This is a genomic window from Streptomyces sp. NPDC016469 (assembly GCF_040632905.1).
In the GTDB taxonomy this organism is placed as follows: domain Bacteria; phylum Actinomycetota; class Actinomycetes; order Streptomycetales; family Streptomycetaceae; genus Streptomyces.
Genome location: NZ_JBEYCQ010000011.1, coordinates 142,114 through 168,715, shown reverse-complemented (window position 1 = coordinate 168,715; position 26,602 = coordinate 142,114). Strand labels below are relative to the sequence as shown.

Sequence of the window (26,602 nt, the reverse complement as noted above, 5' to 3'; positions counted from 1 at the left end):
GGCGAGGGGAACGCATGAGTGACACCGGCCGGATCCCGGGCGAGGGACTGCCGGAGAACGCGGGCACGGTGGAGCAGCCGGGCGTCCCCGCGCCTGACTCCTACACCTACCTCGAACCCTCCGCGCACACCCCCGAGGACGACGACCTCCTCCTGATGCCGAGCGCCCAGGGTGCCTGGGGCGAACCCCAGCCGGCGGCTCAGACGACGGATCACTACGCGGACCCCGCCGCGCAGGGCGCGTACCAGCCGCACTTCCACCCCCAGCCGGCCGACCCGGCGCACGCCCAGGGCCCCGTCCAGCTCCAGGAGCAGGCCCCCGCGTACGCGATGCACCAGACCGCCGCCGCGCCGCTGCCCGAGACCGGCCCCGGCACCCACGAGTCCGGAGGCCGCGACTCCGGCTCCGTCGACCTCGGCGGCGTCCGCATCCCCGCCCCCGCCGCGCAGCCTCCCGCGCGCCGCCCGCTGCACCGGGGCCCCGCCTCGCCCGAGCCGTCCTACGGCGGTACGTCGGGGGTCGGCGTCGTCCGCTCCCTCGCCGACCGCGGCCCGGCCGGAGCGCCCCCGGCCCGCCACGCGGGCCCGGCGACGGCCGAGCCCGAGTACTTCGACCCGCAGCCGGCCGACCAGCCCCTTCCGGGCCCGCAGCTCGGCGAGATCCCGCCGCAGAACGCCCACCAGTGGGCGGCGCCGGAGGCCCCGGTCGCCCCGGAGCAGCCCGAGCCCGTCGTGGAGCCCGCGCCGGCGGCCGAGGCGCAGGTGGCGGACGTGGTGGCGCCGGAGGCGCCGGCGCCGGTCGCCGAGCAGCCGGTCACGGAGCCCTTGCTGGAAGCCGAGCCCGAGCCGGTGGCTGTGGTGGAGCCGGAGCCGGCCGAGACACCGGAGCCCGTGGCCGTCGTGGAGCCCGAGCCGGCACCGGTCGCCGAGGCCGCACCGGCAGTGGTCGCGGAGCCCGCGCCGGTGGCCGAGCCGGTGGCCGAGCCGGAGCCGGTGGCCGTGGCGGAGTCCGTATCCGCCGCAGAGGCGCAGCCCGCACCGGCCGCCGAGCCGGAGCCGGTGGCCGTGGCGGAGCCCGTGCCCGCCGCAGAGGCGCAGCCCGCACCGGCCGCCGAGCCGGAGCCGGAGCCGGTGGCCGTGGCGAAGCCCGTGCCCGCCGCAGAGGCGCAGCCCGCACCGGCCGCCGAGCCCGAGCCGGTGGCCGTGGCGTCGCCCGTACCCCCCGTGGAGCCCCAGCCCGCACCGGCACCCGAGCCGGTGCAGGTCACCGAGCCGCAGCCCGAGGCCGCTGCCGAGCCCGTACCGGCTGCCGCCCCGCAGCCCGTGGCGGCCGCGGAGTCCGCCCCGGCCCCCGAGCCGGAGCCCGCACCCGCCGCCGACCCGCAGCCCGTGGCCATGGCGGAAGCCGCGCCCGCCGCCGAGCCGGAGCCCGTACCGGCAGCCGAACAGCAGCTCATCGCCCCCGCGGAGCCGGTCCCGGCCCCCGCACCCGAGCCGGAGGCGGACGCGGCCCCGGTCGCCGAACAGCCGATACAGCCGGAGGCACCCGCACCCGCACCCGTCCCCACCCCCGAGCCCGGCCCCGAGGTCATCGAGACCCCGGACCCGAGCGACGAGCCGGAGCCCGTACAGGCGGAGGAACCCGAAGAGGCGGAGGCGGCGCCCCCCGCGCCCGGCTACGACGACGCCGAGCGGGAGGCGGTCCTGCGGGTGATGCGGGAGCGCCGGGACATCCGCAACGGCTTCCGCAGCGACCCCATCCCGCACGAGGTGCTGCTGCGCGTCCTGGAGGCCGCGCACACGGCGCCCAGCGTGGGCCACTCGCAGCCCTGGGACTTCGTGGTCATCCGGTCCGCCGAGACGCGCCGCACGATGCACGAGCTGGCGCAGCAGCAGCGGGAGGCGTACGCGCAGTCGCTGCCGAAGGCGCGGGCGAAGCAGTTCAAGGAACTGAAGATCGAGGCGATCCTCGACACCCCGGTGAACATCGTGGTGACCGCCGACCCGACACGGGGCGGCCGCCACACGCTCGGCCGCCACACGCAGCCGCAGATGGCCCCGTACTCGTCGGCGCTCGCCGTGGAGAACCTGTGGCTGGCGGCGCGGGCCGAGGGCCTGGGCGTGGGCTGGGTGAGCTTCTTCGACGAGCGCGAGATGGTACGTACGCTGGGCCTTCCGGAGCACCTGGAGATCGTGGCGTACCTCTGTGTGGGGTACGTGGACGAGTTCCCCGAGGACCCGGAGCTGATGCAGGCGGGCTGGTCGAAGCGGCGCCCGCTGTCCTGGGTCGTCCACGAGGAGACCTACGGCCGCCGCGCCCTGCCCGGCGAGGCGCCGCACGATCTGCTCCAGGAGACCATCTCCGACATCCGCCCGCTGGACGCCAAGGCGCTGGGCGAGGCGTGGGAGCGCCAGAAGCGGATGACGAAGCCGGCCGGCGCGCTCGGCATGCTGGAGATCATCTCGGCGCAGCTGGCCGGACTGTCCCGGATGTGCCCGCCGCCGATCCCCGAGCCGGCGGCCGTCGCGGTGTTCGCGGGCGACCACGGGGTGCACGCGCAGGGCGTCACGGCGTGGCCCCAGGAGGTCACCGGCCAGATGATCGCCAACATGCTCGGCGGCGGCGCGGTGTGCAACGCGTTCGCGTCGCAGGTGGGCGCGGAGGTGTGCGTGGTCGACGTGGGCGCGGTCGCGGAACTGCCCGCGATGCCGGGCCTGCTGCCCCGGAAGGTACGGGCGGGCACGGCGGACTTCACCACGGGACCGGCGCTCACCCGCGAGGAGGTCCACGCGGCGATCGAAGTCGGCATCGAGACCGCCCGCGACCTGGTGGCGGCGGGCAACAAGGGCCTGCTGACCGGCGAGATGGGCATCGCGAACACGACGGCCTCGGCCGCGCTGATCTGCGTGTACACCGGGATGGACCCGGCCGAGGTGACGGGCCGGGGGACCGGCATCAACGACGAGATGCACGCCCGCAAGATCGACGTGGTGCGGCGCGCCCTGGAACTCCACCAGCCGGATCCGGCGGACCCGATCGGCGTCCTGGCGGCCGTCGGCGGCCTGGAGCACGCGGCGATGGCCGGCTTCCTGCTGGGCGGCGCGTCGCTCCGTACGCCGGTGATCCTGGACGGCGTGAGCGCGGGCGCGGCGGCCCTGGTGGCCCGGGCGATCGCCCCGGAGGCCCTGGCCGCGTGCATCGCCGGCCACCGCAGCGCGGAGCCGGGCCACGTGGCCGCGCTCAACAAGCTGGGCCTGCGCCCGCTGGTCGACCTGGACCTCCGCCTCGGCGAGGGCACGGGGGCGCTGCTGGCGCTGCCGATCGTGCAGAGCGCCGCGCGCGCGATGCACGAGGTGGCGACGTTCGACTCGGCGGGCGTGACGGAGAAGTAGCGCGGCACCGTTGCGGGGGCTCCGCCCCCGTACCCCCACTCCTCAATCGCCGGAGGGGCATGAGGGTGGCGCGGCCACTTTCAGCCCCGCCGGCGATTGAGGCGCGGGGCCCGGGGCAGCGCCCCGGGAAGGGGGCAGGGCCCGCCGCGGGCGCCCCCGCCCACCGCCCACCGCGGCCCCCGGGCCACCCCGTATCGTGAACACCACCTCGCCGCTCCACCGTCGCAGCGGCCCGCGCTTCCGCACCGCCCCGAGGAGCCCGCACCACCATGGCCGAGCACGCCGATCGCCCCGCCTACCCCGTCGGACTGCGCCTCAACGGGCGCCGCGTAGTCGTTGTCGGCGGCGGCCAAGTCGCGCAGCGCCGCCTCCCCGCCCTCATCGCGGCCGGTGCCGACATCGTCCTCGTGTCGCCGTCCGCCACCCCCTCCGTCGAAGCCATGGCGGACGCCGGCGAGATCCGCTGGGAGCGCCGCGGGTACGCCGACGGCGACCTCACCGACACCTGGTACGCGCTCATCGCGACCGACGACGACGCGGCCAACGAGGCCGCGTCCGCCGAAGCGGAACGCACCCGCACCTGGTGCGTCCGCAGCGACGACGCCGAAGCGGCCACCGCCTGGACGCCGGCCACCGGCCGCAGCGAGGGCGTCACCGTCGCCGTGCTCACCGCGGGCGCCCACGGCCGCGACCCGCGCCACTCCGCCGCCGTCCGCGACGCGATCGTGGAGGGCCTGCGCGACGGCAGCATCGCCGCCCCGCACCACCGCACCCGGACCGCCGGCGTCTCGCTCGTCGGCGGCGGCCCCGGCGACCCGGACCTCATCACCGTCCGGGGCCGCCGCCTCCTCGCCGAGGCGGATGTCGTCATCGCCGACCGCCTCGGCCCCCGCGACCTCCTGGACGAACTCCCGCCGCACGTCGAGGTGATCGACGCCGCGAAGATCCCGTACGGCCGCTACATGGCCCAGGAGGCCATCAACAACGCGCTGATCGAGCATGCCAAGGCCGGTAAGGCGGTCGTCCGGCTCAAGGGCGGCGACCCGTTCGTCTTCGGCCGGGGCATGGAGGAGGCACAGGCGCTCGCCGCCGAGGGCATCCCGTGCACCGTCGTGCCCGGCATCTCCAGCTCCATCTCGGTCCCCGGCGCCGCCGGCATCCCCGTCACCCACCGGGGCGTCGCCCACGAGTTCACCGTGGTCAGCGGGCACGTCGCCCCCGACGACGAACGCTCCCTGGTCGACTGGGCTGCCCTCGCCCGGCTGCGCGGCACCCTGGTACTCCTGATGGCCGTCGACAAGATCGGCGCCATCGCCCGTACGCTCGTGGAGCACGGCCGGTCGCCCGAGACCCCGGTCGCCCTCGTCCAGGAGGGCACGACGGCCGCCCAGCGCCGCGTCGACGCCACCCTCGCGACGGTGGCCGAGCGGGTGGCCGCCGAGGACGTCCGCCCGCCCGCCGTCATCGTCATCGGCGCGGTCGTGGAGGTCGGCGCGGTCCTCGCGCCGAGCGGCGAGTAATCAGCCGCGACGGGCCCAAGACCCAGACACTCGGCACCCCACCGGACAAGGCAGCAGCAGAACCGTGGCTGAACTCATCACCATCGACGCCCCCGACGACCCCCGCCTGAGCGACTACGTCAGTCTCACCGACGTGGAGCTCCGGCGCAGGAAGGAGCCCGCGGAGGGCCTCTTCATCGCCGAGGGCGAGAAGGTGATCCGCCGCGCCCGGCAGGCCGGGTACCGGATGCGCTCCATGCTGCTCTCGGCCAAGTGGGTCGACCAGATGCGGGACGTCATCGAGGAGAGCCCCGCCCCCGTCTACACGGTCGCCCCGGACCTCGCCGAACGCGTCACCGGCTACCACGTGCACCGGGGCGCCCTCGCCTCCATGCAGCGCGCACCCCTCCCGGACGCCGGTGAACTCCTCCGCACGGCCCGCCGCGTGGCGGTCATGGAGGCCGTCAACGACCATACGAACATCGGCGCGATCTTCCGCAGCGCCGCCGCCCTCGGGATGGACGCCGTCCTGCTCTCCCCGGACTGCGCCGACCCGCTGTACCGGCGCTCCGTCAAGGTCTCGATGGGCGCGGTGTTCTCCGTACCGTACGCACGCCTCGACACCTGGCCGCAGGGGCTCGGGACCGTACGCGAGGCCGGGTTCACGGTGCTCGCGCTGACGCCCGCCGAGAAGGCCGTCAGCATCGAGGAGGCGGCGCCGCACCGGATGGACCGGGTCGCCCTGATGCTCGGTGCCGAGGGCGACGGCCTCTCCGCACGGGCCCTCGCCGCCGCCGACCGGTGGGTGCGCATCCCGATGGCCCACGGTGTGGACTCGCTCAACGTCGGCGCGGCGGCCGCGGTCGCCTTCTACGCGGTGGCCACGGGACGCCCCGAGAGCTGACTACTGCCCGCTCTGCCCCTGGCTCCGGCCGTGCCCGAGGTCCACGCCGAGCCCCCGGGCGGGGCCCTGGCAGCCCTGCGCCGCCGCGATTCCCAGCGCCACCAGCAGCGTCACCACCACGAAGACGACGAGCCGCTGCCGCAGCAGCCTCGGGTTGGCCGGGCGCCGCCCCGTCGAGGTCGTCCGGGTCCCGGGCCGGGTGCCCGGCCTGCCGTTCGTCCCGTTGGTGCCCTGCGGACGCCTGGCCGGCCGCGCCGCCCCGCGCGGCTGCTGCACCGGCCGGCCGCCCCCCGTGCGGGCGGGGGCGGGGCGCGCCGCCGACGGCCGGTTCTGCGGGCGCGACCCCGGCGCCGGCCCGGCCGCCCGGCGGGTCTGCTGCTCGGTGTACGGGCCGTCCAGCCGGCCGGTCGGGCGGTCCGCCTCCTGGGCCGAACGCTGGACGGGCGGCCGGCTCTCGTGCAGCCCCTGCGCCTCGCGCGCCGCGATCTCCTTGAGCCGCATCGACAGCTGGAGCGTGCTCGGGCGCTCCTCGGGGTCCTTCGCCAGGCAGGCGCTCACCAGCGGCGCCAGCGCGTCGTGCACATCGAAGAGCTGGGGCTCCTCGTGCACCACGCGGTAGAGCATCACCTCGGAACTGCCGTGCCCGAAGGGCGAGTCGGCCATCGCCGCGTACGCCAGCGTCGCCCCGAGCGAGAACACGTCCGTCGCCGGCGTCACCGCGGCCCCGCGCACCTGCTCGGGCGCGAGGAAGCCGGGCGAGCCCACCGCCGTGCCGACGTGCGTCAGGGTGGACGCGCCCGTCGACCAGGCGATGCCGAAGTCGATGATCCGGGGGCCCTTGGGGGAGAGGAGGATGTTCGACGGCTTCAGGTCCCGGTGGACCACCCCGGCCTCGTGCACCGCGACCAGGCCCTCGGAGAGCGCCGCCCCGATCGAGGCGACCTCGGCGGCCGACAGCGGGCCCTCCTCGGCCACCTTGTCGTGCAGCGAGGGCCCCGGGACGTACTGCGTGGCGAACCAGGGGCGGTCCGCCTCCAGGTCGGCGGCGACCAGCCGGGCCGTGCAGCCGCCGCGGATCCGCCGGGCGGCGGACACCTCCCGCGCGAACCGCGACCGGAACTCCTGATCCTCCGCCAGGTCAGGGCGGATCACCTTCAGCGCCACGCGCTGGCCCCGCCGGTCCGAACCCAGGTAGACGACCCCCATCCCGCCGGCCCCGAGCCGCCGGTGCAGCCTGAACGAGCCGACGACACGCGGGTCCTCGCGCCGGAGCCGCATCATCGCCATGTCTGCCCATCCCCGCTGCCTGGTACGCCTGACGAGGCACAGCTTACGTACCCGCCGCCCGGGGCGCTCAGAGGCCGCGCCCTCGCGCGGCATTCGATTGTCAGTGCCGGGTGGGAGACTTGAGGAGTGGTCAGGGAGCCGCGGATCCTGGCGCCCCGGCCCGTGCGAGATCTCAAAGGTCCGTCGCAGAAGGGGGATTGGATCAGTGAAGGGCGATCGAGTCGAGATAGTGGTGGACGCCGGGGACAGCACCCGGACCTACGAGGTGGTGGCCTCCCGGGCCGGCCGCCGGGTGGAGACCGCGGTCCGCCGGGGCGTGGTCGAAGTGAGTGAAGTCACCAGGAACGGGTCCGTGGTGCGCACGGCCCGCTTCATGGCGACCAGGGTCCTCGCCCTGGTCGAACAGCCGGTACCCAGGGAGGACACCTCCGAGCGTCCCCTCCGGGAAGACCCCAACCCCGCGTAGCCCGTCTCCACCCAGGGGAGTACGCCGACCGGGCACGGCTCATCCTCCGGGAGGCCCGGGATTCGGTACGCGGGCATGACGCCGCCCGTCACCCGAATCCCTAATGTTGAGTCCAAGCGGCGGGCGTCGCACTCGTCCCCCGAGGTCAAACGCCCGCCGCCCCACATCAGGTCAGGAGAGGAACCATGGCTGACACGGCAGCTCGGACGGTGGTCCGCACGCGGACACGCACCTCGTACGCCGCGTCCGGCCGCCGCCACCCGCTGGTGGCGACCGCCATGGTCCTTCCCCTGGCGGCCCTGCTCGTCGTCGTCTTCGGCGGCTGGGAAGCAGTGGTCACACAGGCGTCGTCCGTGGGCGTGATGCTGGGGCGCTGAGCGGCGCCCCGGGTCCGGAAGAGCGGTCCGGACCGGGACATCCGGCCAACAACCCCGTGGGGACGGGGGTGCGGCGGACGGCAGCGTTTGTCCGGTCAGCTGGGGAGCTGACCGGACATCGCGCTGTCCGGGGCGGAATGCCTCCGGCCGCCACCCGTGGGTGTACGCCCTGCGGGGCGCGCCCGCCCCCCGGAGCGCCGGCCGCCACCCGTCCGCGTACGCCCTGCGGGGCGCGCCCGGCCCCCGGAGCGCCGGCCGCCGCGGCCCTGACCCCCGGCGCCTTCCCTGCGCGTACGCTCTGCCGGGGGCGTGACCGCCCCAGCCCGTTCCGCGCCCCCGGGGGAGACCGTGACCACCGCACTCGTCCGCGCGCTGGGGGACCTCGCCCACCGGGCGGCCCACCCGGCCGGCTGCGGCTCCCGTCCCTGTCCGCCGCCCGCCGTGCTCGCCGAACGCGACGACGGGACCGTCGTCCGCAGCGGCCCCGTCGTCGCCAAGGCGCACGCCGCCGATACGGACACGGCGGCGCTGGCCGTACGGCTGCGCCTGGCGGCCGGGCCGGGGCAGACCGGCATCCTGCTGGCGCCCCTCCCGCACCCGGACCGCGGCGCCCACCTCGCCGAACTGCACGGCCGCCCCGTCACCCTGTGGCCCCACGGCGAGCCCGTCGACCCCGGCGACCCGGACGCCGCGCCCTGGGAGGAGGCCGGTGCGCTCCTGGCGCGGCTGCACCGGACCGAGGTCCGGGGACCGCTCCCCGCCATGCGCGGGCCCGTGAAGGCCGCGCTCGCCGTGTCCCGGATGCGTACCGCCCGTCCAGGAGACCCGGCCGCGGAGCCGGTGCTCGCGGCCTGGCGCGGGCTGCCGGGCTGGGCGCGGGGGGAGGAGGGGGCCGGGGACGGGCCCCGGGCGGCCTCTCCGGGGGGCCGGGGACCGTACCTCTGCCACGGAGACCTCCACCTGGGCCAGCTCGTGCGCCACCCCGCCCCGCACGGCCGCTGGCTGCTCATCGACGTGGACGACGCCGGCCTCGGCGATCCGGCCTGGGACCTCGCGCGTCCCGCCGCCTGGTACGCGGCCGGGCTGCTCCCGCCGGACGTCTGGCTCCGCTTCCTGGACGCCTACCGGGCGGGCGGGGGCCCCGCCGTACCCGGCGACGGCGATCCCTGGCCCGCGCTGGACGTGCCGGCCCGCGCGCTGACCGTGCAGACCGCCGCGCTCGCCTGGGCCAAATCGGCGGCGGAGGAGCGGGCTCCGGATGAGGTGGAACAGGTCATGATCGACGCATGTGCCCGAATCGCCTCGCTCCCGCCCGAGTTGGCGGCCGAACACACGTCGTAGGGTGAACCGACCGTCGGCGGGCATGCATTCCGGCGACGGCGAACCGACGGCGAGGAGTGAGCCCGAACATGCAGTGTCCCAAGTGCCACGCACAGATGCACACGTACAACCGCAACGGCATCCAGATCGAGCAGTGCAGCGGCTGCCGGGGGATATTCCTGGACTACGGCGAGCTGGAGACGCTGACCCGCATCGAGTCCCAGTGGGCGCAGCAGGCCCCGCCGCAGGCCGCCCCGCCGCAGGCCTACCCCTCCGCCCCCGCGCCCGCCTGGGGTGCCCCGCACCACGGCGGCCACCACGGCCACTACCGGCAGAAGAGCTTCGGCCGCATGCTCTTCTCCTCCTGACCGTGTCCGGCGGGCCCCGGCATCCGTGCCGGCGGCCCGCCCGCACGCGCGGGCACGACGAAGCCCCGGTCGCCGAGACGACCGGGGCTTCATGACAGTGCGCGATACTGGGATTGAACCAGTGACCTCTTCCGTGTCAGGGAAGCGCTCTCCCGCTGAGCTAATCGCGCGGGGTGAACCTGCGTGTACTGCGTGCGCGATACTGGGATTGAACCAGTGACCTCTTCCGTGTCAGGGAAGCGCTCTCCCGCTGAGCTAATCGCGCGGGTGATCCTTGCGGACCCGTGATCCTTGCGGATCAGTGGACGATACTGGGATTGAACCAGTGACCTCTTCCGTGTCAGGGAAGCGCTCTCCCGCTGAGCTAATCGTCCTTGGAGGTGGAGACGGGATTTGAACCCGTGTAGACGGCTTTGCAGGCCGTTGCCTCGCCTCTCGGCCACTCCACCAGGGGCGGGAGTCCGGGAAGAATCCCCCGCCTTCTGCGAGCGGACGACCAGGTTCGAACTGGCGACCTCAACCTTGGCAAGGTTGCGCTCTACCAACTGAGCTACGTCCGCTTGTCTTTCCCGGTCCGCTTGCGCGTCCCGGCGACGTGTTGAACTCTAGCGGATTCCGGGGCCAGCACAAAAACGCGTTTGTGCAGCGTGCTGAGGTGCGCTCGCCCCGGCGCGGGGCGCCGTGCGCCGTCCTACACTCGCGGACGTGCACGACCTCGCTCCCATGGCCCGCTTCGGCGGCCTCGTCGCCTCCGGTCTGCGGGATGTGACCAGTGATCCCGCCGCCCTCGACTCGTCCGGTTTCTGGGCCGTCTGCGCGGGCTTCGAGTCCTCCCTGACCTGCGCCCGCTTCGACACCGTGCGCCCCGCCCCGGTGCCTGCCCCGGTCCCCGGTGCCTGGCACGGCCCCGCCGCCGGCGACTGGACCTCCTCGCTCGACCGCGAGGCGTACACGGAGGGCGTACGGCGCATCCGCGCGTACATCGCGACCGGTGAGGTCTACCAGGCCAACCTCTGCCGCGTGCTGACCGCGCCGCTGCCGGGGCCGGGCCCGGCCGACGTGGACGCCCTCACCGCGCTGCTGGCGCGCGGCAACCCGGCCCCGTACGCAGGAACGATTCGGCTCCCCGCGCACGGCGTCGAGATCGCCACCGCCTCGCCCGAACTGTTCCTGCGCAGGGACGGCCGCACCATCGAGTCCGGGCCCATCAAGGGGACCGGCCGCACCGAGGCCGACCTGCTGGAGAAGGACCACGCCGAGAACGTCATGATCGTGGACCTGGTCCGCAACGACCTGGGCCGGGTCTGCGCCACCGGATCGGTCACCGTCCCCGGCCTCTGCGCCGTCGAGAAGCACCCCGGCCTCGTCCACCTCGTCTCCACCGTGCGCGGCCGCCTCGCCGACGGCGCCGGCTGGCCGGAGATCCTCGCCGCCGCCTTCCCGCCCGGCTCGGTCACCGGCGCCCCCAAGTCCAGCGCGCTGCGGATCATCGGCGAACTGGAGACCGCCCCGCGCGGCCCGTACTGCGGCGGCATCGGCTGGGTGGACGCCGACCGCGGGACCGCCTCGCTCGCCGTCGGCATCAGAACCTTCTGGACCGACCGCACAGGACCCGCACCCCTCCTCCGCTTCGGCACCGGCGCCGGCATCACCTGGGGCTCCGATCCGCAACGCGAGTGGGACGAGACCGAACTGAAGGCGTCCAGGCTGCTCGCTGTAGCGTCGGGCGCATACGAAGCGACCGGAAGGACCGCACCATGAGGATCTGGGTCAACGGCGAGCTGCGCCCCGCCGACGACGCCCGGGTGTCCGTGCTCGACCACGGGCTCACCGTCGGCGACGGCGTCTTCGAGACGCTCCGGGTCTCCCAGGGCCGCCCCTTCGCCCTCACCCGCCACCTCGACCGGCTGACCCGCTCCGCCCGGGGCCTCGGTCTGCCCGACCCCGACCTGGACGAGGTGCGCCGCGCCTGCGCCGCCGTCGTGGAGGCCAACCCGGTCGGGCTCGGCCGTCTGCGGATCACGTACACCGGCGGCATCTCGCCCCTCGGCTCCGACCGGGGCGACGCGGGCCCCGGCCTCGTCGTCGCCCTCGGCGAGGTGACGCGCCGCCCCGACACCACGGCCGTCGTCACCGTGGACTGGACCCGCAACGAGCGCGGCGCGCTCACCGGCCTCAAGACCACGTCGTACGCGGAGAACGTCGTCGCCCTCGCCCGCGCCCACGAGCAGGGTGCGTCCGAGGCGCTGTTCGCCAACACCGTTGGGCGGCTCTGCGAGGGCACCGGGTCCAACGTCTTCGTCGTCCTGGACGGGCAGCTCCACACCCCGCCCGTCGCCTCCGGCTGCCTGGCCGGCATCACCCGGGCGCTCGCGGTGGAGTGGACCGGGGCGCAGGAGACCGACCTCCCGTTCGACGTCCTGGACCGTGCCGAGGAGGTCTTCCTGACCTCCACCCTCCGTGACGTGCAGGCCGTCCACCGGATCGACGGCCGGGAGCTGCCGGGGGCGCCGGGACCGGTGACCGCCAAGGCGATGCGGATCTTCGAGGAGCGGGCGGCCGACGACCTCGACCCGTAAGGCAACCGGCCCGTCCGCGTAAATACGGGTGACGGGCACCGGCGCAGGGGATAGAAAACACCTGATGACGACGACACTGCGGCCGGCCGGGCCGATCCAGTCAGGCGCCGACGGCGCACAGCGGCGCGCGTACGACGTGTGCGACAACGGGCGCCCCATCGGCTCCGTCACGCTCGCCGTCGAGCCGGGAGCGGGCGGGGCGACGGGCCTGATCAGAGATCTCCGGATCGACGAGGCCGTCCGCAGGCGCGGCCGGGGCACCATCGCCGCGCTGGCCTCCGAGGAGATTTTGCGCGGCTGGGGCTGCGCCCAGGTGTGCACGGAGGTGGCCGCCGGGGACACCGCGGGACAGCGGCTGGCCGCCGCGCTCGGCTACACCGAGCGGAGCCGCAACATGGTCAAGACGCTGCCGGAGGAGCCCCCGGCCCTCCCCGAGGGGCTCACCGCACACCCGATGACGCCCGAGGAGTTCGCGGCCTGGGAGCGCGACGCGATCGCCGCGTACACGGAGAGCCTGGTGGGCCGGGGCCTCCCGCGAGAGGCGGCGCCTGCCGCGGCCCGCGCCTCCCACGCCCGCCACCTGCCGGACGGCCTCGCCACCGAGGGGGTGCGGCTGGACCACCTGCGCCACGGGGGCGAGACGGTCGGCCATGTCTGGGAGGCGCCGTTCGAGATGCACCCCGGCATGCGCATCGGCTACGTGTTCGACGTGGAGGTGGCGGAGCGGTACCGGGGGCGGGGCTACGGACGGGCCCTGATGCTCCAGGCCGAGCGGATCGCCCTGGCGGCGGGCGAGACGCGGATCGGCCTGCACGTCGTCACGGCCAACACCCCGGCCCTGCGGCTGTACGAATCGCTCGGTTACGAGCCGACCCGGCACAACCTGGCCAAACCGCTGTAGGTCCTGCCCCTCAGCCCTGCTCGGCCAGGAGCCGGTCGGCGATCTCCTCGATCCGCTCGCGCAGCCCGTCCTGGCTCTTGCCGCCGTCCAGGCGCTCCCCGCCGATCACGTACGTCGGTGTGCCGGTCACCCCGATCGCCTTGCCCTCGGCCTGGTCCGCGTCCACGATCAGCATGTGCCGGCCGTCGATGAGCGCGGTGTCGAACTCCTCCGCGTCCAGACCCAGCTCCCCGGCCACCTCGACCAGCAGCTTCTCGCCCCGGTCCCCGAGATCACCGGTGCGCGCGAGCACCGCTTCGACGTACGGCCAGCCACTGCCCTGGGCCACGGCCTCCTCGGCGGCCTGTGCGGCGGCGTAGGCGTGCTTGTGCTTCTCCAGGGGGAAGTGGCGCAGCCGGATCTCCAGCCGGTCCCCGTACCGGGCCCGCAGAGCGTGCACATCGGTGAGGGCGTGGTGGCAGTCGGGGCACTGGAGCTCGCACCAGACGTCGAGGACGACCGGCGTTGCGGGGGTGGAATCGCTCATGGGGCCAGTCTCGCAGGGCGGGCGGCCCGGTCTCGTCCCGGCACCGCCGGTACGGCACCTGGGAAGGAGCCCGGCCCCTGAGATGTCCCTGATACGGGCCCGGGGCATGGCCGCCCGCCCGGTGGCCGGTGCAGGATGGAAGGGACGTATCCCCCTGCGCCAGGAGGCACCGATGCTTGCCGAGACCATTTGTTCCGCGGTGTCCGCGGCGGGCCTGGGCATCGCGGCCGTCACCGCGTACCGCAAGCGGTTCCTCACCGCCACGAGGATCGCCGCCTATGCGCTGGTGCCGGTCGGCCTGGTGCTGACGGGGGTCGTGAAGTGGGTGACGGACATCGCGTTCAAGCCGAGCGTCTGGCTGGGCTTCGGTCTGCTGGCGGTGGCCTGGCTGCTCTTCATGATCACGCGCGCGGTCGAACGCCGGGGCGGCGGCAGCCGCAAGGAACGCAGGGCGGCCGCCCGGGCCGCCCGGGGTGAGGCCGTCGAGCCGGCCGCGTCGGCCCCCTCGCTCGGCGCGGGCTCCTCGGCGGGCGGCGCGGGCTCGCGCGCGAAGCCGGGGAAGCAGGGCAAGCAGTCCGCCTCGGCCGGAGCCGGCGAGGACTTCAGCGACATCGAGGCCATCCTGAAGAAGCACGGCATCTGACACCGCGAACCGTCGGACCCGCGAGCCCCGCCGCATCATGCGGCGGGGCTCGCCCCGTCTCACCAGGTGAATCGTTTCTCCCGGGATTCCTTGACCCTGCCCGGCGGGGCCGCATAGCGTCCCGCTGGGCTGTGAACCCTTGCGTTCAGGCCCCATGACACCGGGGGCGGGACGCGTGGACCGTGCGGCGGACGCCGCCCCCTTCCGCGTGCCCGAAACGGAGAAGCGATGGCCCTGTTCGACCTGCCCCTGGACCAGCTGCGGGGCTACCGGCCCGACCCCGACGAGCCGGAGGACTTCGACGCCTTCTGGCAGCTCACCCTGGACGAGGCCGCCGCCCACCCGCTGAACGCCGAGTTCGCGCCCTACGACGGCGCGCTGGCCGCGGTCGACTCGTACGACGTGTCGTTCGCCGGCTGGGGCGGGCACCGGATACGCGCCTGGCTGAACGTTCCCGCGGGGGCCGAGGGCCCGCTGCCGACCGTCGTGCACTACCTCGGCTACGGCGGTGGCCGGGGCCTGCCGCACGACCACCTGGTGTGGCCCTCGGCCGGCTGGGCCGCGCTGATCGTGGACACCCGGGGTCAGGGCGCGGTGAACCACCACTCGGCGGGCGCCACCCCGGACCCGCACGGCGCCGCCAATCCGCAGGCGCCCGGGTTCATGACCAACGGCATCCTCGACCCGGAGACGTACTACTACCGCCGGGTCTTCACGGACGCGGTGCGCGCCGTCGAGGTCGCCCGCAGCCACCCGGCCGTCGACCCGGCCCGCATCGTCGTGAACGGCGCCAGCCAGGGCGGCGGCATCACCCAGGCCGTGGCGGCCCTCAGCCCGCATGTGAAGGCCGCGTTCGTGGACGTACCGTTCCTGACGCACTTCCGGCGGGCCGTCGAGATCACCGACAAGGACCCGTACCAGGAGATCGTCCAGTTCCTCGCCACCCGGCACGGCGCGGACGCCCAGGTGTTCCGCACCCTGTCGTACTTCGACGGCGTCAGCTTCGCGGCCCGCGCGACCGTGCCCGCGCTCTACTCGGTCGCCCTGATGGACGCGATCTGCCCGCCCTCCACGGTCTTCGCCGCCTACAACCGCTGGGCCGGGCCCAAGGAGATCGGGATCTACCCCTGGAACGGCCACGAGGGCGGCACCGGCGTCCACCGCCAGGTGCAGCTCCGGATGCTGCGCGAGCTGCGCTGAGCCGAGGGGTGCGGGGGCGGGGGCGCGGGGGCGGCGACCCGAAAACGTAAGGGAATATCGGACGCCGGAGCGATTACGGATGCCCCCGTGACGGGTGAACTCCCGCCGGGTGGGGCCATGTTGGTAACGAGCACTCCCGGGACTGCGTCATGATCGTCCCGAAATGGTGGACACCTCTCGGGGCGATGCCCCCGCACCCCCTGGCGAAGAGCCGCGCGGCTGCCTCTTCGCGCTTTCCCAGCCCCCTCTGATGATCTTCCTCACGGTCGTCGGCAGCCTGCTGCTGATGGCCGCGTTGCACGATCTCTTCCTGCTGTGAGCGGTCAGCCGGCCGCTTCCCGGCGGCGCGCCCGGTACGCGGCCACGTGCAGGCGGTTACCGCAGGTGCGGCTGGAGCAGTAGCGGCGGGAGCGGTTGCGCGAGAGGTCCACGAAGGCGTGCCGGCAGTCCGGCGCCTCGCACCGCCGCAGCCGCTCCGTCTCGCCCGCCACGATGATGAAGGCGAGGGCCATGCCGCAGTCGGCCGCCAGGTGGTCGGCGATCGAGGCGTCCGGCGAGAAGTAGTGCACATGCCAGTCGTAGCCGTCGTGGGCGGTGAGCTGCGGTGTGGTGCCCGCCGCGGCCACCAGGGCGTTCACCAGCCCGGCGGCGGTGCGCGCGTCCCTGGCGGCGAAGACCTCGGCGAACCGGGCGCGCACGTCGTGCACGGCCCGCAGGTCCCGCTCATCGAGCACGCCGATCCCGCTCACCCGGTGGCGTACGGCGAACGCGTGGAGTGCCGCGACGTCGGCGAGTCCGTCGGCCGGCGCGGCGCCCCCCTCCGGCTCGCTCTCCGGCGCGGTGTTCACCAGATCGACCACCAGGTCGAGGGCGATCCGGGTGTCGTGGGGGATCAGCACGCTTTCGCTCCCTGGCCTCCGGCGGGCGGGCGCCCGCCGATGCCGGACGACTCTACTGGGCTCGGACGGGACGCGGACCGGCGCCGGTCACCGCGGTGGATCCGCGGTCACCGGCGCCGGTGTCAGCCGTATGAGGTTGTCCGCGCGACGCCGTCTCCCCGAGTCGGACGGCGTCGTGCAGCTCTCGGCCTGGCTCAGCTCTCGGCCAGGATGTGTGAGAGCTCCGTATCGAGGTCGAAGTGACGGTGTTCGGTGCCCGGTGGAACCGCGGCGTCGGTCCGCTTCAGGAACGACTCCAGGGCCCGTGCCGGGGCCTCGAGCAGTGCTTCGCCCTCTGGGGAGCTCAGCGCGATGCAGACGACGCCCTGGCCGTGACTACGGGATGGCCAGACACGTACGTCTCCGGTGCCGGTGGGCCGGTGCAGCCCCTCGGCAAGGAGGTCGCGGGCGAAAACCCACTCGACCGTCTCCTCCGCTCCGGTGTGGAAGGTGGCGTGCACGGCATAGGGATCGGCCGTGTCATACCGCAGGCCCGCGGGTACAGGCAGTGAGGACTCGCTCGACACAACGAGGCGCAGGTGCAGCTCGCAGCTGACCGTGGTGTTCATAAGCGCCAGGGCCTTTCGCTCAGTGTGCGCTCGGGGATTCGCACGTCGGCGAAATCGACATGCCACCTACGGTGGCGTTGTAAACCCCTCTGACCGTTTTGGGATGCTTCGGGTAGCTCGTACAGCGGTGTGTAACTTTGCGTCATGCGGCCATTCCAGTGACACGAGACGGTCCGGTAGGTTGGATCCATGAATGCGGAGAGTGACGAGCGGGACGGTGTCGCCGCGGCGAAGACACCGGCTCCCGCCGCGGGGGAAACGCCTCGCGATGCGACGGGGGACGTCATACCGGGGGTGACCAAGGAGGAGCCGGCGCTCGGCTCCAGAGCGCCCGGCTTCATCAAGGCGTCCCGGGCACTGCATCTGAGCTGGCAGGTCGGCGTCTTCGTCGTCGGCCTGGCCGTCGTGGTGGCCGGCATCATCATGCTGCCGCTGCCGGGCCCCGGCTGGCTGGTGATCTTCGGCGGCATGGCGATCTGGGCGACCGAGTTCGTCTGGGCCCAGCTGGTGCTGCGCTGGACCCGGCGCAAGGTCACCGAGGCGGCCCAGCGGGCGCTCGACCCCAAAGTCCGCCGGCGCAACATCATCCTCACGGTGATCGGACTCGTGATCATCGCGGTGCTCGTCGGGATCTACGTGTGGAAGTTCGGGATCGTCATGCCCTGGAAGATCCACGAGTGACCCCGGGGCGCTCCCCGAGGTGGTCATGGGACGCCACTGACATGCGGTAATGTTTGCGGTGCGCCCGGGCGATTAGCTCAGTGGGAGAGCGCTTCGTTCACACCGAAGAGGTCACTGGTTCGAACCCAGTATCGCCCACCCGGACCGACGGCCCGGAAGCTCCAAGAGCTTCCGGGCCGTCGGCGTTCCCGCCCTCACCTCACCGCATCCGCCCCAGCGCCTCCTTCAGCCGCCGGGCGTCCCGCAGCCGCCTCTCGTACGTCGCCCCCACCGCCAGCAGCAGCACCCCGGCCGGCGCCGGCGCCACCCATCGCGGCAGCACCCCCGCCACCTGCACCACGTACGGCGCGAGCTCGTGCAGCGCGTCCAGTGCCAGCACCGCGCCGCCCAGCACCAGCAGCGCCTGGAGCCGCAGCCGCGCACCCGCCAGCGTGACCCCCAGGGCCGCCGCCCCCAGCAGCAGCGGACGCCCCCAGTGCGGGTCCGTCCAGGCCGCGCCCAGCGACGGCACCAGCGTCACCGCGAGCCCCGCCCCGTACGCCGTCCACGAAGAGGCCGACGGATCGCGGCGCCGCCGCAGCACCCCGACCACCAGCGCCGCCGCGGTCACCGGCAGGGTGTACGCCTCCGGGGCCGACACCCCCGACACCATGAGGCGCACCCACGCGGCCGGCACGAACAGCGCCGTCGCCAGGTACCCCGCGAACGGACGCCGCTCCGGGCGCAGCGCCGCCCCCGCCGCGAGCACCCCGCACAGCGCCAGCACCAGCGCCAGGAACCGCGCGTCCCCCACCGCCATGGCGACCGCCACCACACCCGCCGCCGCACCGGCCACCTCGACCGGCACCGCCACCGGACGTCCCTTCAGCCGGGCCCCCAGCAGCGTCGTCACCGCCGGCACCGCCAGCACCGGCACAGCCGCCTCGTGCACCGCGAGCCCCAGCGAGGAACCCAGCGCGGCCATCGGCACCACGGCGCACGCCACGGCCGCACAGGCCGCCGCGGGCACCACCACCGGCGAGGCGCCCTCCTGCCGGTCCAGGGCAACCGCGAGCGCCACGAACACCACCACGAGCACACCGAACGCCGTGTACGTGGCCGCCTCCGTCGCCGGCGACAGCAGCCCCGCACCCACCGCGCCGGCCACCCCGACCGCACCGGCCGTCACCGCCACACCCCGCGCCCCGGCCCGCAGCCCGGCCACCGCCAGGCCGAACGCCGCCACGGCCAGAACCAGCTGCCCCGCCAGAGCCGCCGCGAAGGACAGGTCCAGCGCGGCCGGCAGCACCATCAGACCCGCCCAGCCCAGCGCCACGGCGGCCGACCCCGCCGCACCCCGCCACGCGGGCCCGGGCGCCGGCACCGGCCCGGCCCACCCGAGCAGACCGTCCCACCAGCGGTACGCGGCACCGAGCGCCACGGCCACCAGCAGCAGCACCGCCGGGGCGGCCGCCATCCCGTCCCACGGCAGGTCCGCCGCACCCACCGCCCCCCGCGCCCCGCCGCGCGGAACGCCGGACCACACCGCGCCCAGCCGCGTCACCGGGCCCGCCGCGACCACCGTCACCGGAGCCAGCGACACCAGGACCGCGCCGGCCGCCACGACCGCCGACGCCCACGCGGCCCCCCGGGCCGCCGCGACGCCCAGCGGAGCCCGTACGGCGATCCCCAGCGCCCCGGCGCACAGCAGGTACACCAGCCCGCGCCAGCCCTCCGGCGCCCCGGCGGCCGGTGCCCCGCCCACCGCCGCGACGGCCGCGAGACCAGCCACCACGCCGCCGGCCGTCGCGAAGGACACCGGAGCCTTGCGCGCCCCCGCCAGGGCGAGCACCGCCCCCGCCAGCAGCAGCGCCCCCGGCGCCACCGCACCGGCGGGCCCGGCGGCCGTCAGCGACTCCACCAGCCCCACCAGCAGCCCCGCGCCGCCCGTCGCGCACAGAGCGACGCAGGCCACGACCCGTACCGAAGCCCGCCCGGCCGTCAACGACACAGCGCCGTCCAGCGCGGCCGTCACCAGCAGCGCCGCCGAGAACCACAGCGCCCCGCCGTCCGCCGCCCACACCCACAGCACCAGCGGCAGCTGCGCCGGGACGACGGCCAGCGGAAGCGGCAGCCGCAACCCGCCCAGGAGCAGCCCGTAGGCCGCCCACAGCAGCGCGAGCACCGCCGCCGCAGTCCCCGCGTACGCGGCACCGTCCGCGTCCGGCACCGCCACCGCGTACACCGCGTACGCGTCGAGCACCATCAGCACCGACGCCACCGCCGTCAGCGCCTCGGCCGTCGCGCCCAGACCCCGGCGCAGCAGCGTCGCCGGAGCGGCCAGCGCCCCGGCCGTCACCGCTGTCAGCACCGCGCTGCGGCCGCCGATGCCCAGGTCGCCCCAGCTGACGAGGGTGAACGCGAGGGCGGCGACCGCCAGCAGCAGCCCGCCGAGGGCCAGCAGCACGTTCTGCACGCTGCGCTTCGAGGCCGGACGCGCCGGGCCGAACCCACCGGCGCCCGGTCCCCAGGGCGCCACCGGCCCCCGGGACGGCCCCCAGGGAGCGGAGCCGGCGGCTTCCAGCGCCCGCAGCAGCCAGGCGCGGCGGGTCAGCAGCTGGGCCCGGCGGGCGTCCAGCCGGGCCAGTTCACGATCGAGGAGCGCCAATTCCTCGGCGGGCGGCGGCACAGGTTCCATGGACGCGAGTGTGCTGCGCGCCACGCGGGCGGACATGCGTCCGCGTACTCAGATACCCGCCTGAGTACGCGCATCCTGGGGCGCATCATGGGGAAGTGAACTGGAACCACTACCGATTCGTCAGCGTATGGGAGCTTCAGGCGCCGCCCGACGCGGTCTACGGCGCGCTCGAACGCGTCGAGGACTATCCGCGGTGGTGGCCGCAGGTCCGCGAGGCCACCCGGTCCGGCAGCGACTCCGGCACCACCCGCATCCGCTCCTTCCTCCCGTACGACCTCGTCATGACCGTGCGCGAACAGCGTCACGACCCGGCGCGCGGCGTCCTCGAAGCCGCGCTCGGCGGCGATCTCGACGGCTGGATCCGCTGGACGGTCGCCCCCCACGGCTCCGGCACCCGCGTCGTCTACGAGCAGGAGGTCGAGGTGCGCCGGACGCTGATGCGGGTCCTCGCGCTGCCCTGCCGGCCGGTGTTCCGCGCCAACCACGCCCTGATGATGCGGGCCGGGCGGCGCGGGCTCGCGGCCCGGCTGGAAGCGGTTTGAACCACGGCCGCCCCGCCCTGTATGGTTCAACCCGTTCCCGGGCGATTAGCTCAGTGGGAGAGCGCTTCGTTCACACCGAAGAGGTCACTGGTTCGAACCCAGTATCGCCCACCCCGGAGAGGCCGGTCCGTCAGCACCACCGACGGACCGGCTTTCGTGTGTCCGGATGCCCCACCGCTCACGCCGCCGTGCGCAGCTCCGGGCGCAGCGGCCAGGCCGGGTCCACCGTCTCCGGCGTCCCGCTCCGCGCGAACCACGCCTGGAGCCCCCGCGCCTGCGCGGCGTGCCACACCGCCTGGAGCGTGTGCAGCTCCGCCGGGCTCAGCCGTTCGAGCCGGGTCGAGAAACGGCGCCCCACCGCCCGGACCAGCTCCAGCGAGGCCGCCGCGTCCGCCGCCGCGTCGTGCGCCCCGTCCAGCAGTACGCCGTACAGCTCGCACAGGTCCGTGAGCGTGCGCCGGCCCTTGCGGTAGCGGTCCAAGTGCTTGTCCAGCACCCGGGGATCGAGCACACACAGCGGCGAACGCTCCAGGTACGCGCCCAGCGACGACGCCCGGTGCCGCTTCAACTCCCGGTCCAGCAGCGTCAGATCGAACGGCGCGTTCATCACGACGAGCGGCCGCCCCGCCGCGCACTGCTCGGCCAGCGCCCGCGCCATCTCCTCCACCGCCGGCGCCGGCCAGCGGCCGTTGCGCTGGAGATGGTCGTCGGTCAGCCCGTGGATCTCCGTCGCCCCCGGAGGCACCGGCACCCCCGGATTCACCAGCCAGCGGGTGACACGCACCGGGCCGTCCGCCCGGTCCTGGACCACCAGGGCGGCCGAGACGATCCGGTCCTCCTCGACGTCCACACCCGTCGTCTCCGTGTCGAAAGCGGCCAGCGGCCCCTCGTACCAATGAGTCATCCCCGAACTCCTCGCGCACGCACGGCAGATGGCGGGATTCCTCTGCCCGGTTCGGTGATACCCGCGCCCTTTGCCTGATACGCCGTTTGCACGCGGTCCCGTGCGGTGACAACACAAGTACCGGCAGCGGAAGTTGACCGCCCGGCAGCTCTCATCCCCATCGGTACGGCCCGGAAGGCTTACGGAGCCATGGCGCTCGCGCAGCCCGAACCGAGCGGGCTGCTGCCCCAGCGGACCGCACCGCTGCGCGGCGGACTCGCCACCACCGCCTGCATGGAGACCCTCCAGGTGGGCTACCTCCACGCCGTCGCCGCGGCGGCGGGCTGCTCGCTGTCGCAGCCCTTCCCCGACAACGGCATCGACTGGCACGTCAGCCACGGTTCCCCCGGCCATCTCGTGGACGACGAGGTGACCATCAAGGTCCAGCTGAAGTGCACCTACCAGATACCGCCCCGGCCGCCCGGCCCCTCCTTCGCCTTCACGCTGGACAACGCCCACCTGGTGAAGCTCGCCCGGACGCCCGTGTCGGTGCACAAGATCCTGGTCGTGATGCTCGTGCCCCGCAGCCAGGACGACTGGCTGCGGGCAAGCCCCGACAGCCTCGACCTGCGGCACTGCTGTTACTGGACCAACCTGGCCGGCCACCCCGTGACCGGCCGCCACCGGACCACCGTGCGGCTCCTGACCTCGCGCGTCTTCGACGACCGGGCGCTCTGCGAGATCATGACCCGCGTCGGGGCGGGAGGGAGACCCTGATGCACGAGTCCGTACGCCTCCACGGTGAGGCCGCCCCGCCTTCCTGGGGCCTGCCCGACCCTGCCCGTGTCGACCCCGGCGTCCTCGGCGCCCTGCTCGCCCGGCACGGCTGGCAGCGGCGCGGCTCGGACGGGGGCGCCTACAGCCGCTGGACCCCGCCCGGCGGCACCACCAGCCTCCTCGTGCCCCGCAGCAGGACCTTCCCCGACAGCGAGGACCTGCTCGGCGAGGCCCTGACCGCGCTCGCCCGCAGCGCCGCCCCCTCCGCCCGCGAGATCCTGGTCGCCCTCGCCGTCCCCAGCGACGAGATCCGCTGGCACCGCGAGGTCCCCGAACCCGCCGCCGGGGCCGTTGACTGGCTCGGCGCGGAACAGCTCCACAGCGCCGCCCGCCAGATCCTGATGGCCGGGGCGCTCGCCGTCCGGGGCCCGGCCGGCTACCACGGCGCCCGCCGCCGCAGGCGCGCCCTCGCCGCCCTCGGCCCCGTGCTGACCGGCCCCGGACCCGGCGGCCGGTCGCTCACCGCCTTCGTCCCCGTGGACCCCGGCCGCCCCGTCGCCGTGCGGCTCCACCACGCCCTGCACGCCACCCGCGAGGCGGTGGACTACCAACGGGCCACCGGCGGCATGGAAGCCTTCGACAACGCCGTCGCGGCGGGCGTCAGCCGGGAGCTGACCGAGGCGGTCGTCGCCCTGGTCCGGGGCTCGGAGGGCGCCGCGATCGCGCTGGACTGGGCACCCGCCGCCGGAACCCCCGCCGGCTGCCCCGCCCGCCCCGAGCCCGTCGAGTTCTCCCCGGGCGACCTGCCCGCGCTGCGCCGGGCCGGCGCCCGCTACCTCCGCGACGAGCCCGCCGTCACCGTGCGGATCACCGGGGCGGTCGTCCGGCTGCGGCGGTCCGGGCCGCGCGGGGCGGGGATCGTACGGCTGCGGGTGCTGGCCGGGGCCGAGGTGCCGCACGTCCGGATCGAGCTGGACGAGGAGGCGTACCGGATCGCGGGCCAGGCCCATCTGGTGGGGCTGCCGGTCCGGGTGGAGGGCCGGCTGGAGAGCCGGGGCGGCTTCCGGCGGCTGACCGGGGCCTCGCAGGTCGTCCCGGTCCAGGTGGACGACGAGGAACGGGACCGGCTGATGAAGTCGCTCCAGGAGAACGTGGACTTCTTCGAGGAGGCGTGCGCGGGGGAGTAGGGCCTTTCGCAATGGGGACCCTCGGCTCGGTACGATTCCTTCTGCACGCGCCAGAGGAGTGCGGTGCGCCCCCTGAGTCAGGAGAGACCGGTGTCAGACGTCCGTGTGACCATCCAACGCGATTCCGAGCGGGAAGAGCGCGTGGTGACGACGGGCACTACGGCGGCCGAGCTCTTCCCCGGCGAGCGCACCATCGTCGCGGCCCGCGTCGGCGGCGAGCTGAAGGACCTCGCGTACGCGCTCAAGGACGGCGAGACCGTCGAGCCCGTCGAGATCTCCTCCGAGGACGGCCTCAACATCCTGCGCCACTCCACCGCGCACGTCATGGCCCAGGCCGTACAGGAGCTGCACCCCGAGGCCAAGCTCGGCATCGGCCCGCCGGTCAAGGACGGCTTCTACTACGACTTCGACGTCGAGAAGCCGTTCACGCCCGAGGACCTCAAGGCCATCGAGAAGAAGATGCAGGAGATCCAGAAGCGGGGCCAGAAGTTCTCCCGTCGGGTCGTGACGGACGAGGCCGCCCGCGAGGAGCTGGCCGACGAGCCGTACAAGCTGGAGCTCATCGGCATCAAGGGCGCCGCCTCCTCGGACGACGGCGCGGACGTCGAGGTGGGCGGCGGCGAGCTGACCATCTACGACAACCTCGACCCGAAGACGGGCGAGCTGTGCTGGAAGGACCTCTGCCGGGGGCCGCACCTGCCGACCACCCGGCTCATCCCGGCGTTCAAGCTGATGCGGAACGCCGCCGCGTACTGGCGGGGCAGTGAGAAGAACCCGATGCTCCAGCGCATCTACGGCACCGCCTGGCCGACCAAGGACGAGCTGAAGGCGCACCTGGAGTTCCTGGAGGAGGCCGCCAAGCGCGACCACCGCAAGCTCGGCAACGAGCTGGACCTCTTCTCCTTCCCCGACGAGATCGGCCCCGGCCTCGCCGTCTTCCACCCCAAGGGCGGCGTCATCCGCCGGGCCATGGAGGACTACTCGCGCCGCCGGCACGAGGAGGAGGGCTACGAGTTCGTCTACTCGCCGCACGCCACCAAGGGCAAGCTCTTCGAGAAGTCCGGCCACCTGGACTGGTACGCCGACGGCATGTACCCGCCCATGCAGCTCGACGACGGGGTGGACTACTACCTCAAGCCGATGAACTGCCCGATGCACAACCTGATCTTCGACGCGCGCGGCCGTTCGTACCGTGAACTGCCCCTGCGTCTCTTCGAGTTCGGCACGGTGTACCGGTACGAGAAGTCGGGCGTCGTGCACGGCCTGACCCGCTCGCGCGGCTTCACGCAGGACGACGCGCACATCTACTGCACCCGTGAGCAGATGGCGGAGGAGCTGGACCGCACGCTCACCTTCGTCCTGAACCTGCTCCGCGACTACGGGCTCACCGACTTCTACCTGGAGCTGTCGACCAAGGACCCGGAGAAGTTCGTCGGCAGCGACGAGACCTGGGAAGAGGCCACCGAGACGCTGCGCCAGGTCGCCGAGAAGCAGGGTCTGCCCCTGGTCCCGGACCCGGGCGGGGCCGCGTTCTACGGCCCGAAGATCTCGGTGCAGGCGCGCGACGCCATCGGGCGGACCTGGCAGATGTCGACCATTCAGCTCGACTTCAACCTGCCGGAGCGGTTCGACCTGGAGTACACGGGTCCGGACGGCTCCAAGCAGCGCCCGGTCATGATCCACCGCGCGCTGTTCGGCTCCATCGAGCGCTTCTTCGCGGTGCTCCTTGAGCACTACGCGGGTGCGTTCCCGGTGTGGCTGGCCCCGGTCCAGGCGGTCGGCATCCCGATCGGCGACACCCACATCCCGTACCTCCAGGAGTTCGCGGCGGAGGCTCGGAAGAAGGGCCTGCGCGTCGATGTGGACGCGTCGTCGGACCGGATGCAGAAGAAAATCCGTAACCACCAGAAGGCCAAGGTGCCGTTCATGATCATCGTCGGTGACGACGACATGAACGCGGGCACGGTGTCGTTCCGGTACCGCGACGGGTCGCAGGAGAACGGCATCGCCCGTGACGAAGCCATCGCCAAGCTCGTTGATGTGGTGGAGCGGCGCGTGCAGGTGTGAGGCGGTCCCCGCACGAGCGGGGGTGTTCCGAAGATGAGGAACCAGCACAAGACGAAGGTGCCGTGCTCCCCGCGCAAGCGGGGCTGGGCCCCCGGCCGAGCTACCCGCTCGCCGGGGGCCCCTTCTCGTCCTCCCGCCGGAACACCTGGATCAGCCACGACGAGAATGCGCCCGTCACCGCCCCCAGCAGCGCCAGGCCGCACGCCATCAGGCCCGCCGCGATGATCCGGCCCATCGCCGTCACCGGCACGGCATCGCCGTACCCCACCGTCGTCAGCGTCTCGCACGCCCACCAGACCGCGTCCCCGAACGTGCGGATCGAGGCGCCCGGGGCGTCGTGCTCCCAGTGGTACACGCTGAGGGCCGCCGAGAAGCCGAGGAGGACGGCGGTCAGCCCGGCGTACGAGATCACCCGCGCGTACAGGCCGAGGCGCGGGCGGTCCCGCCGCCCCTGCACCGCCGTGTAGACCTGCACCATCCGCAGCGGGCGCAGCAGCGGCAGTACCAGGACCAGGGTGTCGAGCCAGCGGACGCGGACGAAGCGGAGGCCGAGGCCGCTGAGCCTCAGGCGTACCGCGTAGTCGAGGACGAAGAGCAGCCAGGTCGCGCCGACGAGGGCGAGGGAGAGGTCGTGCCAGGGCTCGGCGTCGTACGGGGCGAGGACGCGGAACGCGTAGCCGGCGAGGAATACCAGGGCGGCGGCGAGAAGCGGGACCTCGGTGCGCCGCTCCCAGCGGGTGAGGGCGGGAGGGGGCGGGGCCGGGGTGCGCGCGCTCATCGGCCCAGCATCGCGGTGCGTGTACGGGAACAGCCCCGGCG

General features: G+C 74.1%; 25 protein-coding genes and 7 tRNA genes. 20 read left to right on the top strand and 12 right to left on the bottom strand.

Going from position 1 to position 26,602, the window contains the following annotated elements; all coding sequences use genetic code 11:
- Positions 1 to 14: 14 nt before the first annotated feature.
- The 3 genes from cobT (at position 15) to ABZ565_RS15210 (ending at position 5,795) form a co-directional block, all read left to right on the top strand.
- On the top strand, positions 15 to 3,392 hold the full coding sequence (gene cobT / locus ABZ565_RS15220) for a nicotinate-nucleotide--dimethylbenzimidazole phosphoribosyltransferase (RefSeq protein ID WP_361025699.1): 3,378 nt from the start codon (positions 15 to 17) through the stop codon (positions 3,390 to 3,392).
- 269 nt (positions 3,393 to 3,661) lie between these two features.
- Positions 3,662 to 4,912: a uroporphyrinogen-III C-methyltransferase gene (cobA, locus tag ABZ565_RS15215; RefSeq protein WP_361025696.1), complete on the top strand. Its 1,251-nt coding sequence runs from the start codon at positions 3,662 to 3,664 to the stop codon at positions 4,910 to 4,912.
- Between the two features lie 64 nt (positions 4,913 to 4,976).
- Positions 4,977 to 5,795 (top strand): RNA methyltransferase, encoded by an 819-nt coding sequence (locus ABZ565_RS15210; RefSeq protein ID WP_361025693.1) that lies wholly within the window; start codon positions 4,977 to 4,979, stop codon positions 5,793 to 5,795.
- Here ABZ565_RS15210 and ABZ565_RS15205 read toward each other — a convergent pair whose 3' ends face one another.
- Positions 5,796 to 7,082, bottom strand: a complete 1,287-nt coding sequence (locus tag ABZ565_RS15205; protein ID WP_361025690.1) for a protein kinase — start codon at positions 7,080 to 7,082, stop codon at positions 5,796 to 5,798. It lies immediately after the preceding gene.
- A 205-nt stretch (positions 7,083 to 7,287) separates the two neighbouring features.
- Between ABZ565_RS15205 and ABZ565_RS15200 the strand changes: the two genes are divergently transcribed.
- From ABZ565_RS15200 to ABZ565_RS15185, 4 genes are all read left to right on the top strand, one after another.
- Complete coding sequence (locus tag ABZ565_RS15200; protein ID WP_361025687.1) at positions 7,288 to 7,548, top strand: hypothetical protein; 261 nt, start codon at positions 7,288 to 7,290, stop codon at positions 7,546 to 7,548.
- A gap of 185 nt (positions 7,549 to 7,733) precedes the next feature.
- On the top strand, positions 7,734 to 7,925 hold the full coding sequence (locus ABZ565_RS15195; protein ID WP_328899284.1) for a hypothetical protein: 192 nt from the start codon (positions 7,734 to 7,736) through the stop codon (positions 7,923 to 7,925).
- Between the two features lie 348 nt (positions 7,926 to 8,273).
- On the top strand, positions 8,274 to 9,266 hold the full coding sequence (locus ABZ565_RS15190) for an aminoglycoside phosphotransferase family protein (protein WP_361025683.1): 993 nt from the start codon (positions 8,274 to 8,276) through the stop codon (positions 9,264 to 9,266).
- 68 nt (positions 9,267 to 9,334) lie between these two features.
- The gene (locus ABZ565_RS15185) at positions 9,335 to 9,613 is read left to right on the top strand and encodes a zf-TFIIB domain-containing protein (RefSeq protein WP_361025680.1); all 279 of its coding nucleotides are present in this window, start codon (positions 9,335 to 9,337) and stop codon (positions 9,611 to 9,613) included.
- 98 nt (positions 9,614 to 9,711) lie between these two features.
- Here the strand turns inward: ABZ565_RS15185 and ABZ565_RS15180 are convergent.
- The 5 genes from ABZ565_RS15180 to ABZ565_RS15160 form a co-directional block, all read right to left on the bottom strand.
- A tRNA-Val gene (locus tag ABZ565_RS15180) sits at positions 9,712 to 9,783 on the bottom strand.
- 23 nt (positions 9,784 to 9,806) lie between these two features.
- A tRNA-Val gene (locus tag ABZ565_RS15175) sits at positions 9,807 to 9,878 on the bottom strand.
- A gap of 37 nt (positions 9,879 to 9,915) precedes the next feature.
- Positions 9,916 to 9,987, bottom strand: a tRNA-Val gene (locus ABZ565_RS15170).
- A gap of 1 nt (position 9,988) precedes the next feature.
- Positions 9,989 to 10,062: transfer RNA gene (locus ABZ565_RS15165), tRNA-Cys, on the bottom strand.
- A 38-nt stretch (positions 10,063 to 10,100) separates the two neighbouring features.
- Positions 10,101 to 10,173: transfer RNA gene (locus ABZ565_RS15160), tRNA-Gly, on the bottom strand.
- A gap of 163 nt (positions 10,174 to 10,336) precedes the next feature.
- Between ABZ565_RS15160 and ABZ565_RS15155 the strand changes: the two genes are divergently transcribed.
- The 3 genes from ABZ565_RS15155 (at position 10,337) to ABZ565_RS15145 (ending at position 13,093) form a co-directional block, all read left to right on the top strand.
- The gene (locus ABZ565_RS15155; protein WP_361025902.1) at positions 10,337 to 11,374 is read left to right on the top strand and encodes a chorismate-binding protein; all 1,038 of its coding nucleotides are present in this window, start codon (positions 10,337 to 10,339) and stop codon (positions 11,372 to 11,374) included.
- Positions 11,371 to 12,192, top strand: a complete 822-nt coding sequence (locus tag ABZ565_RS15150; protein WP_361025677.1) for an aminodeoxychorismate lyase — start codon at positions 11,371 to 11,373, stop codon at positions 12,190 to 12,192. The genes ABZ565_RS15155 and ABZ565_RS15150 overlap by 4 nt, the downstream gene beginning before the upstream one ends.
- Positions 12,193 to 12,256: 64 nt before the next feature.
- Positions 12,257 to 13,093, top strand: coding sequence for a GNAT family N-acetyltransferase (locus ABZ565_RS15145; RefSeq protein ID WP_361025674.1), 837 nt, complete (start codon positions 12,257 to 12,259; stop codon positions 13,091 to 13,093).
- A 10-nt stretch (positions 13,094 to 13,103) separates the two neighbouring features.
- On the opposite strand, the gene ABZ565_RS15140 is transcribed toward ABZ565_RS15145, so the two are convergent.
- The gene (locus tag ABZ565_RS15140) at positions 13,104 to 13,619 is read right to left on the bottom strand and encodes a DsbA family protein (RefSeq protein ID WP_361025671.1); all 516 of its coding nucleotides are present in this window, start codon (positions 13,617 to 13,619) and stop codon (positions 13,104 to 13,106) included.
- A 172-nt stretch (positions 13,620 to 13,791) separates the two neighbouring features.
- Between ABZ565_RS15140 and ABZ565_RS15135 the strand changes: the two genes are divergently transcribed.
- From ABZ565_RS15135 to ABZ565_RS15125, 3 genes are all read left to right on the top strand, one after another.
- A complete protein-coding gene (locus tag ABZ565_RS15135; protein ID WP_361025899.1) occupies positions 13,792 to 14,262 on the top strand; it encodes a hypothetical protein in 471 nt (156 codons plus the stop codon).
- 228 nt (positions 14,263 to 14,490) lie between these two features.
- Positions 14,491 to 15,462 carry an acetylxylan esterase gene (locus tag ABZ565_RS15130; protein ID WP_361025668.1) on the top strand — a complete coding sequence of 324 codons (972 nt, stop codon included), beginning with the start codon at positions 14,491 to 14,493 and terminating at the stop codon, positions 15,460 to 15,462.
- A gap of 163 nt (positions 15,463 to 15,625) precedes the next feature.
- Complete coding sequence (locus ABZ565_RS15125) at positions 15,626 to 15,781, top strand: hypothetical protein (RefSeq protein ID WP_018103853.1); 156 nt, start codon at positions 15,626 to 15,628, stop codon at positions 15,779 to 15,781.
- Between the two features lie 4 nt (positions 15,782 to 15,785).
- Here ABZ565_RS15125 and ABZ565_RS15120 read toward each other — a convergent pair whose 3' ends face one another.
- Together ABZ565_RS15120 and ABZ565_RS15115 are read right to left on the bottom strand one after the other, a co-directional pair.
- Positions 15,786 to 16,361, bottom strand: a complete 576-nt coding sequence (locus ABZ565_RS15120) for a CGNR zinc finger domain-containing protein (protein WP_361025664.1) — start codon at positions 16,359 to 16,361, stop codon at positions 15,786 to 15,788.
- Between the two features lie 194 nt (positions 16,362 to 16,555).
- A complete protein-coding gene (locus ABZ565_RS15115; RefSeq protein ID WP_003959770.1) occupies positions 16,556 to 16,969 on the bottom strand; it encodes an SsgA family sporulation/cell division regulator in 414 nt (137 codons plus the stop codon).
- Positions 16,970 to 17,158: 189 nt separating this feature from the next.
- Here ABZ565_RS15115 and ABZ565_RS15110 point away from each other — a divergent pair, with 189 nt between their 5' ends.
- Together ABZ565_RS15110 and ABZ565_RS15105 are read left to right on the top strand one after the other, a co-directional pair.
- Entirely contained in the window at positions 17,159 to 17,650 is a 492-nt protein-coding gene (locus ABZ565_RS15110; RefSeq protein WP_361025661.1) for a TIGR02611 family protein, read from the top strand.
- Positions 17,651 to 17,716: 66 nt separating this feature from the next.
- Positions 17,717 to 17,788: transfer RNA gene (locus ABZ565_RS15105), tRNA-Val, on the top strand.
- Between the two features lie 61 nt (positions 17,789 to 17,849).
- Here ABZ565_RS15105 and ABZ565_RS15100 read toward each other — a convergent pair.
- The gene (locus ABZ565_RS15100) at positions 17,850 to 20,327 is read right to left on the bottom strand and encodes a hypothetical protein (RefSeq protein ID WP_361025658.1); all 2,478 of its coding nucleotides are present in this window, start codon (positions 20,325 to 20,327) and stop codon (positions 17,850 to 17,852) included.
- Positions 20,328 to 20,422: 95 nt separating this feature from the next.
- Between ABZ565_RS15100 and ABZ565_RS15095 the strand changes: the two genes are divergently transcribed.
- Together ABZ565_RS15095 and ABZ565_RS15090 are read left to right on the top strand one after the other, a co-directional pair.
- On the top strand, positions 20,423 to 20,869 hold the full coding sequence (locus ABZ565_RS15095) for an SRPBCC family protein (protein ID WP_361025655.1): 447 nt from the start codon (positions 20,423 to 20,425) through the stop codon (positions 20,867 to 20,869).
- A gap of 39 nt (positions 20,870 to 20,908) precedes the next feature.
- Positions 20,909 to 20,980 (top strand) — tRNA-Val (locus tag ABZ565_RS15090).
- Positions 20,981 to 21,047: 67 nt separating this feature from the next.
- Here the strand turns inward: ABZ565_RS15090 and ABZ565_RS15085 are convergent.
- On the bottom strand, positions 21,048 to 21,773 hold the full coding sequence (locus ABZ565_RS15085; protein WP_361025652.1) for a 3'-5' exonuclease: 726 nt from the start codon (positions 21,771 to 21,773) through the stop codon (positions 21,048 to 21,050).
- 189 nt (positions 21,774 to 21,962) lie between these two features.
- Between ABZ565_RS15085 and ABZ565_RS15080 the strand changes: the two genes are divergently transcribed.
- From ABZ565_RS15080 to thrS, 3 genes are all read left to right on the top strand, one after another.
- Positions 21,963 to 22,529 carry a DUF4365 domain-containing protein gene (locus tag ABZ565_RS15080; protein WP_361025649.1) on the top strand — a complete coding sequence of 189 codons (567 nt, stop codon included), beginning with the start codon at positions 21,963 to 21,965 and terminating at the stop codon, positions 22,527 to 22,529.
- The gene (locus ABZ565_RS15075) at positions 22,529 to 23,716 is read left to right on the top strand and encodes a hypothetical protein (RefSeq protein WP_361025646.1); all 1,188 of its coding nucleotides are present in this window, start codon (positions 22,529 to 22,531) and stop codon (positions 23,714 to 23,716) included. Before ABZ565_RS15080 ends, ABZ565_RS15075 begins: the two co-directional genes overlap by 1 nt.
- Before the next feature lie 90 nt (positions 23,717 to 23,806).
- Positions 23,807 to 25,783, top strand: coding sequence for a threonine--tRNA ligase (thrS, locus tag ABZ565_RS15070; RefSeq protein ID WP_361025643.1), 1,977 nt, complete (start codon positions 23,807 to 23,809; stop codon positions 25,781 to 25,783).
- Between the two features lie 100 nt (positions 25,784 to 25,883).
- On the opposite strand, the gene ABZ565_RS15065 is transcribed toward thrS, so the two are convergent.
- Entirely contained in the window at positions 25,884 to 26,561 is a 678-nt protein-coding gene (locus ABZ565_RS15065) for a potassium channel family protein (protein WP_361025640.1), read from the bottom strand.
- Positions 26,562 to 26,602: the final 41 nt, after the last annotated feature.

Excerpts from the sequence above, each read along its gene's own strand:
- cobT (WP_361025699.1), top strand. The coding sequence starts at position 15 with ATGAGTGACACCGGCCGGATCCCGGGCGAGGGACTGCCGGAGAACGCG.
- cobA (WP_361025696.1), top strand. The coding sequence starts at position 3,662 with ATGGCCGAGCACGCCGATCGCCCCGCCTACCCCGTCGGACTGCGCCTC.
- ABZ565_RS15205 (WP_361025690.1), bottom strand. The coding sequence starts at position 7,082 with ATGGCGATGATGCGGCTCCGGCGCGAGGACCCGCGTGTCGTCGGCTCG.
- ABZ565_RS15195 (WP_328899284.1), top strand. The coding sequence starts at position 7,734 with ATGGCTGACACGGCAGCTCGGACGGTGGTCCGCACGCGGACACGCACC.
- ABZ565_RS15185 (WP_361025680.1), top strand. The coding sequence starts at position 9,335 with ATGCAGTGTCCCAAGTGCCACGCACAGATGCACACGTACAACCGCAAC.
- ABZ565_RS15155 (WP_361025902.1), top strand. The coding sequence starts at position 10,337 with ATGGCCCGCTTCGGCGGCCTCGTCGCCTCCGGTCTGCGGGATGTGACC.
- ABZ565_RS15150 (WP_361025677.1), top strand. The coding sequence starts at position 11,371 with ATGAGGATCTGGGTCAACGGCGAGCTGCGCCCCGCCGACGACGCCCGG.
- ABZ565_RS15145 (WP_361025674.1), top strand. The coding sequence starts at position 12,257 with ATGACGACGACACTGCGGCCGGCCGGGCCGATCCAGTCAGGCGCCGAC.
- ABZ565_RS15140 (WP_361025671.1), bottom strand. The coding sequence starts at position 13,619 with ATGAGCGATTCCACCCCCGCAACGCCGGTCGTCCTCGACGTCTGGTGC.
- ABZ565_RS15135 (WP_361025899.1), top strand. The coding sequence starts at position 13,792 with ATGCTTGCCGAGACCATTTGTTCCGCGGTGTCCGCGGCGGGCCTGGGC.
- ABZ565_RS15130 (WP_361025668.1), top strand. The coding sequence starts at position 14,491 with ATGGCCCTGTTCGACCTGCCCCTGGACCAGCTGCGGGGCTACCGGCCC.
- ABZ565_RS15125 (WP_018103853.1), top strand. The coding sequence starts at position 15,626 with ATGGTGGACACCTCTCGGGGCGATGCCCCCGCACCCCCTGGCGAAGAG.
- ABZ565_RS15115 (WP_003959770.1), bottom strand. The coding sequence starts at position 16,969 with ATGAACACCACGGTCAGCTGCGAGCTGCACCTGCGCCTCGTTGTGTCG.
- ABZ565_RS15110 (WP_361025661.1), top strand. The coding sequence starts at position 17,159 with ATGAATGCGGAGAGTGACGAGCGGGACGGTGTCGCCGCGGCGAAGACA.
- ABZ565_RS15100 (WP_361025658.1), bottom strand. The coding sequence starts at position 20,327 with ATGGAACCTGTGCCGCCGCCCGCCGAGGAATTGGCGCTCCTCGATCGT.
- ABZ565_RS15085 (WP_361025652.1), bottom strand. The coding sequence starts at position 21,773 with ATGACTCATTGGTACGAGGGGCCGCTGGCCGCTTTCGACACGGAGACG.
- ABZ565_RS15080 (WP_361025649.1), top strand. The coding sequence starts at position 21,963 with ATGGCGCTCGCGCAGCCCGAACCGAGCGGGCTGCTGCCCCAGCGGACC.
- ABZ565_RS15075 (WP_361025646.1), top strand. The coding sequence starts at position 22,529 with ATGCACGAGTCCGTACGCCTCCACGGTGAGGCCGCCCCGCCTTCCTGG.
- ABZ565_RS15065 (WP_361025640.1), bottom strand. The coding sequence starts at position 26,561 with ATGAGCGCGCGCACCCCGGCCCCGCCCCCTCCCGCCCTCACCCGCTGG.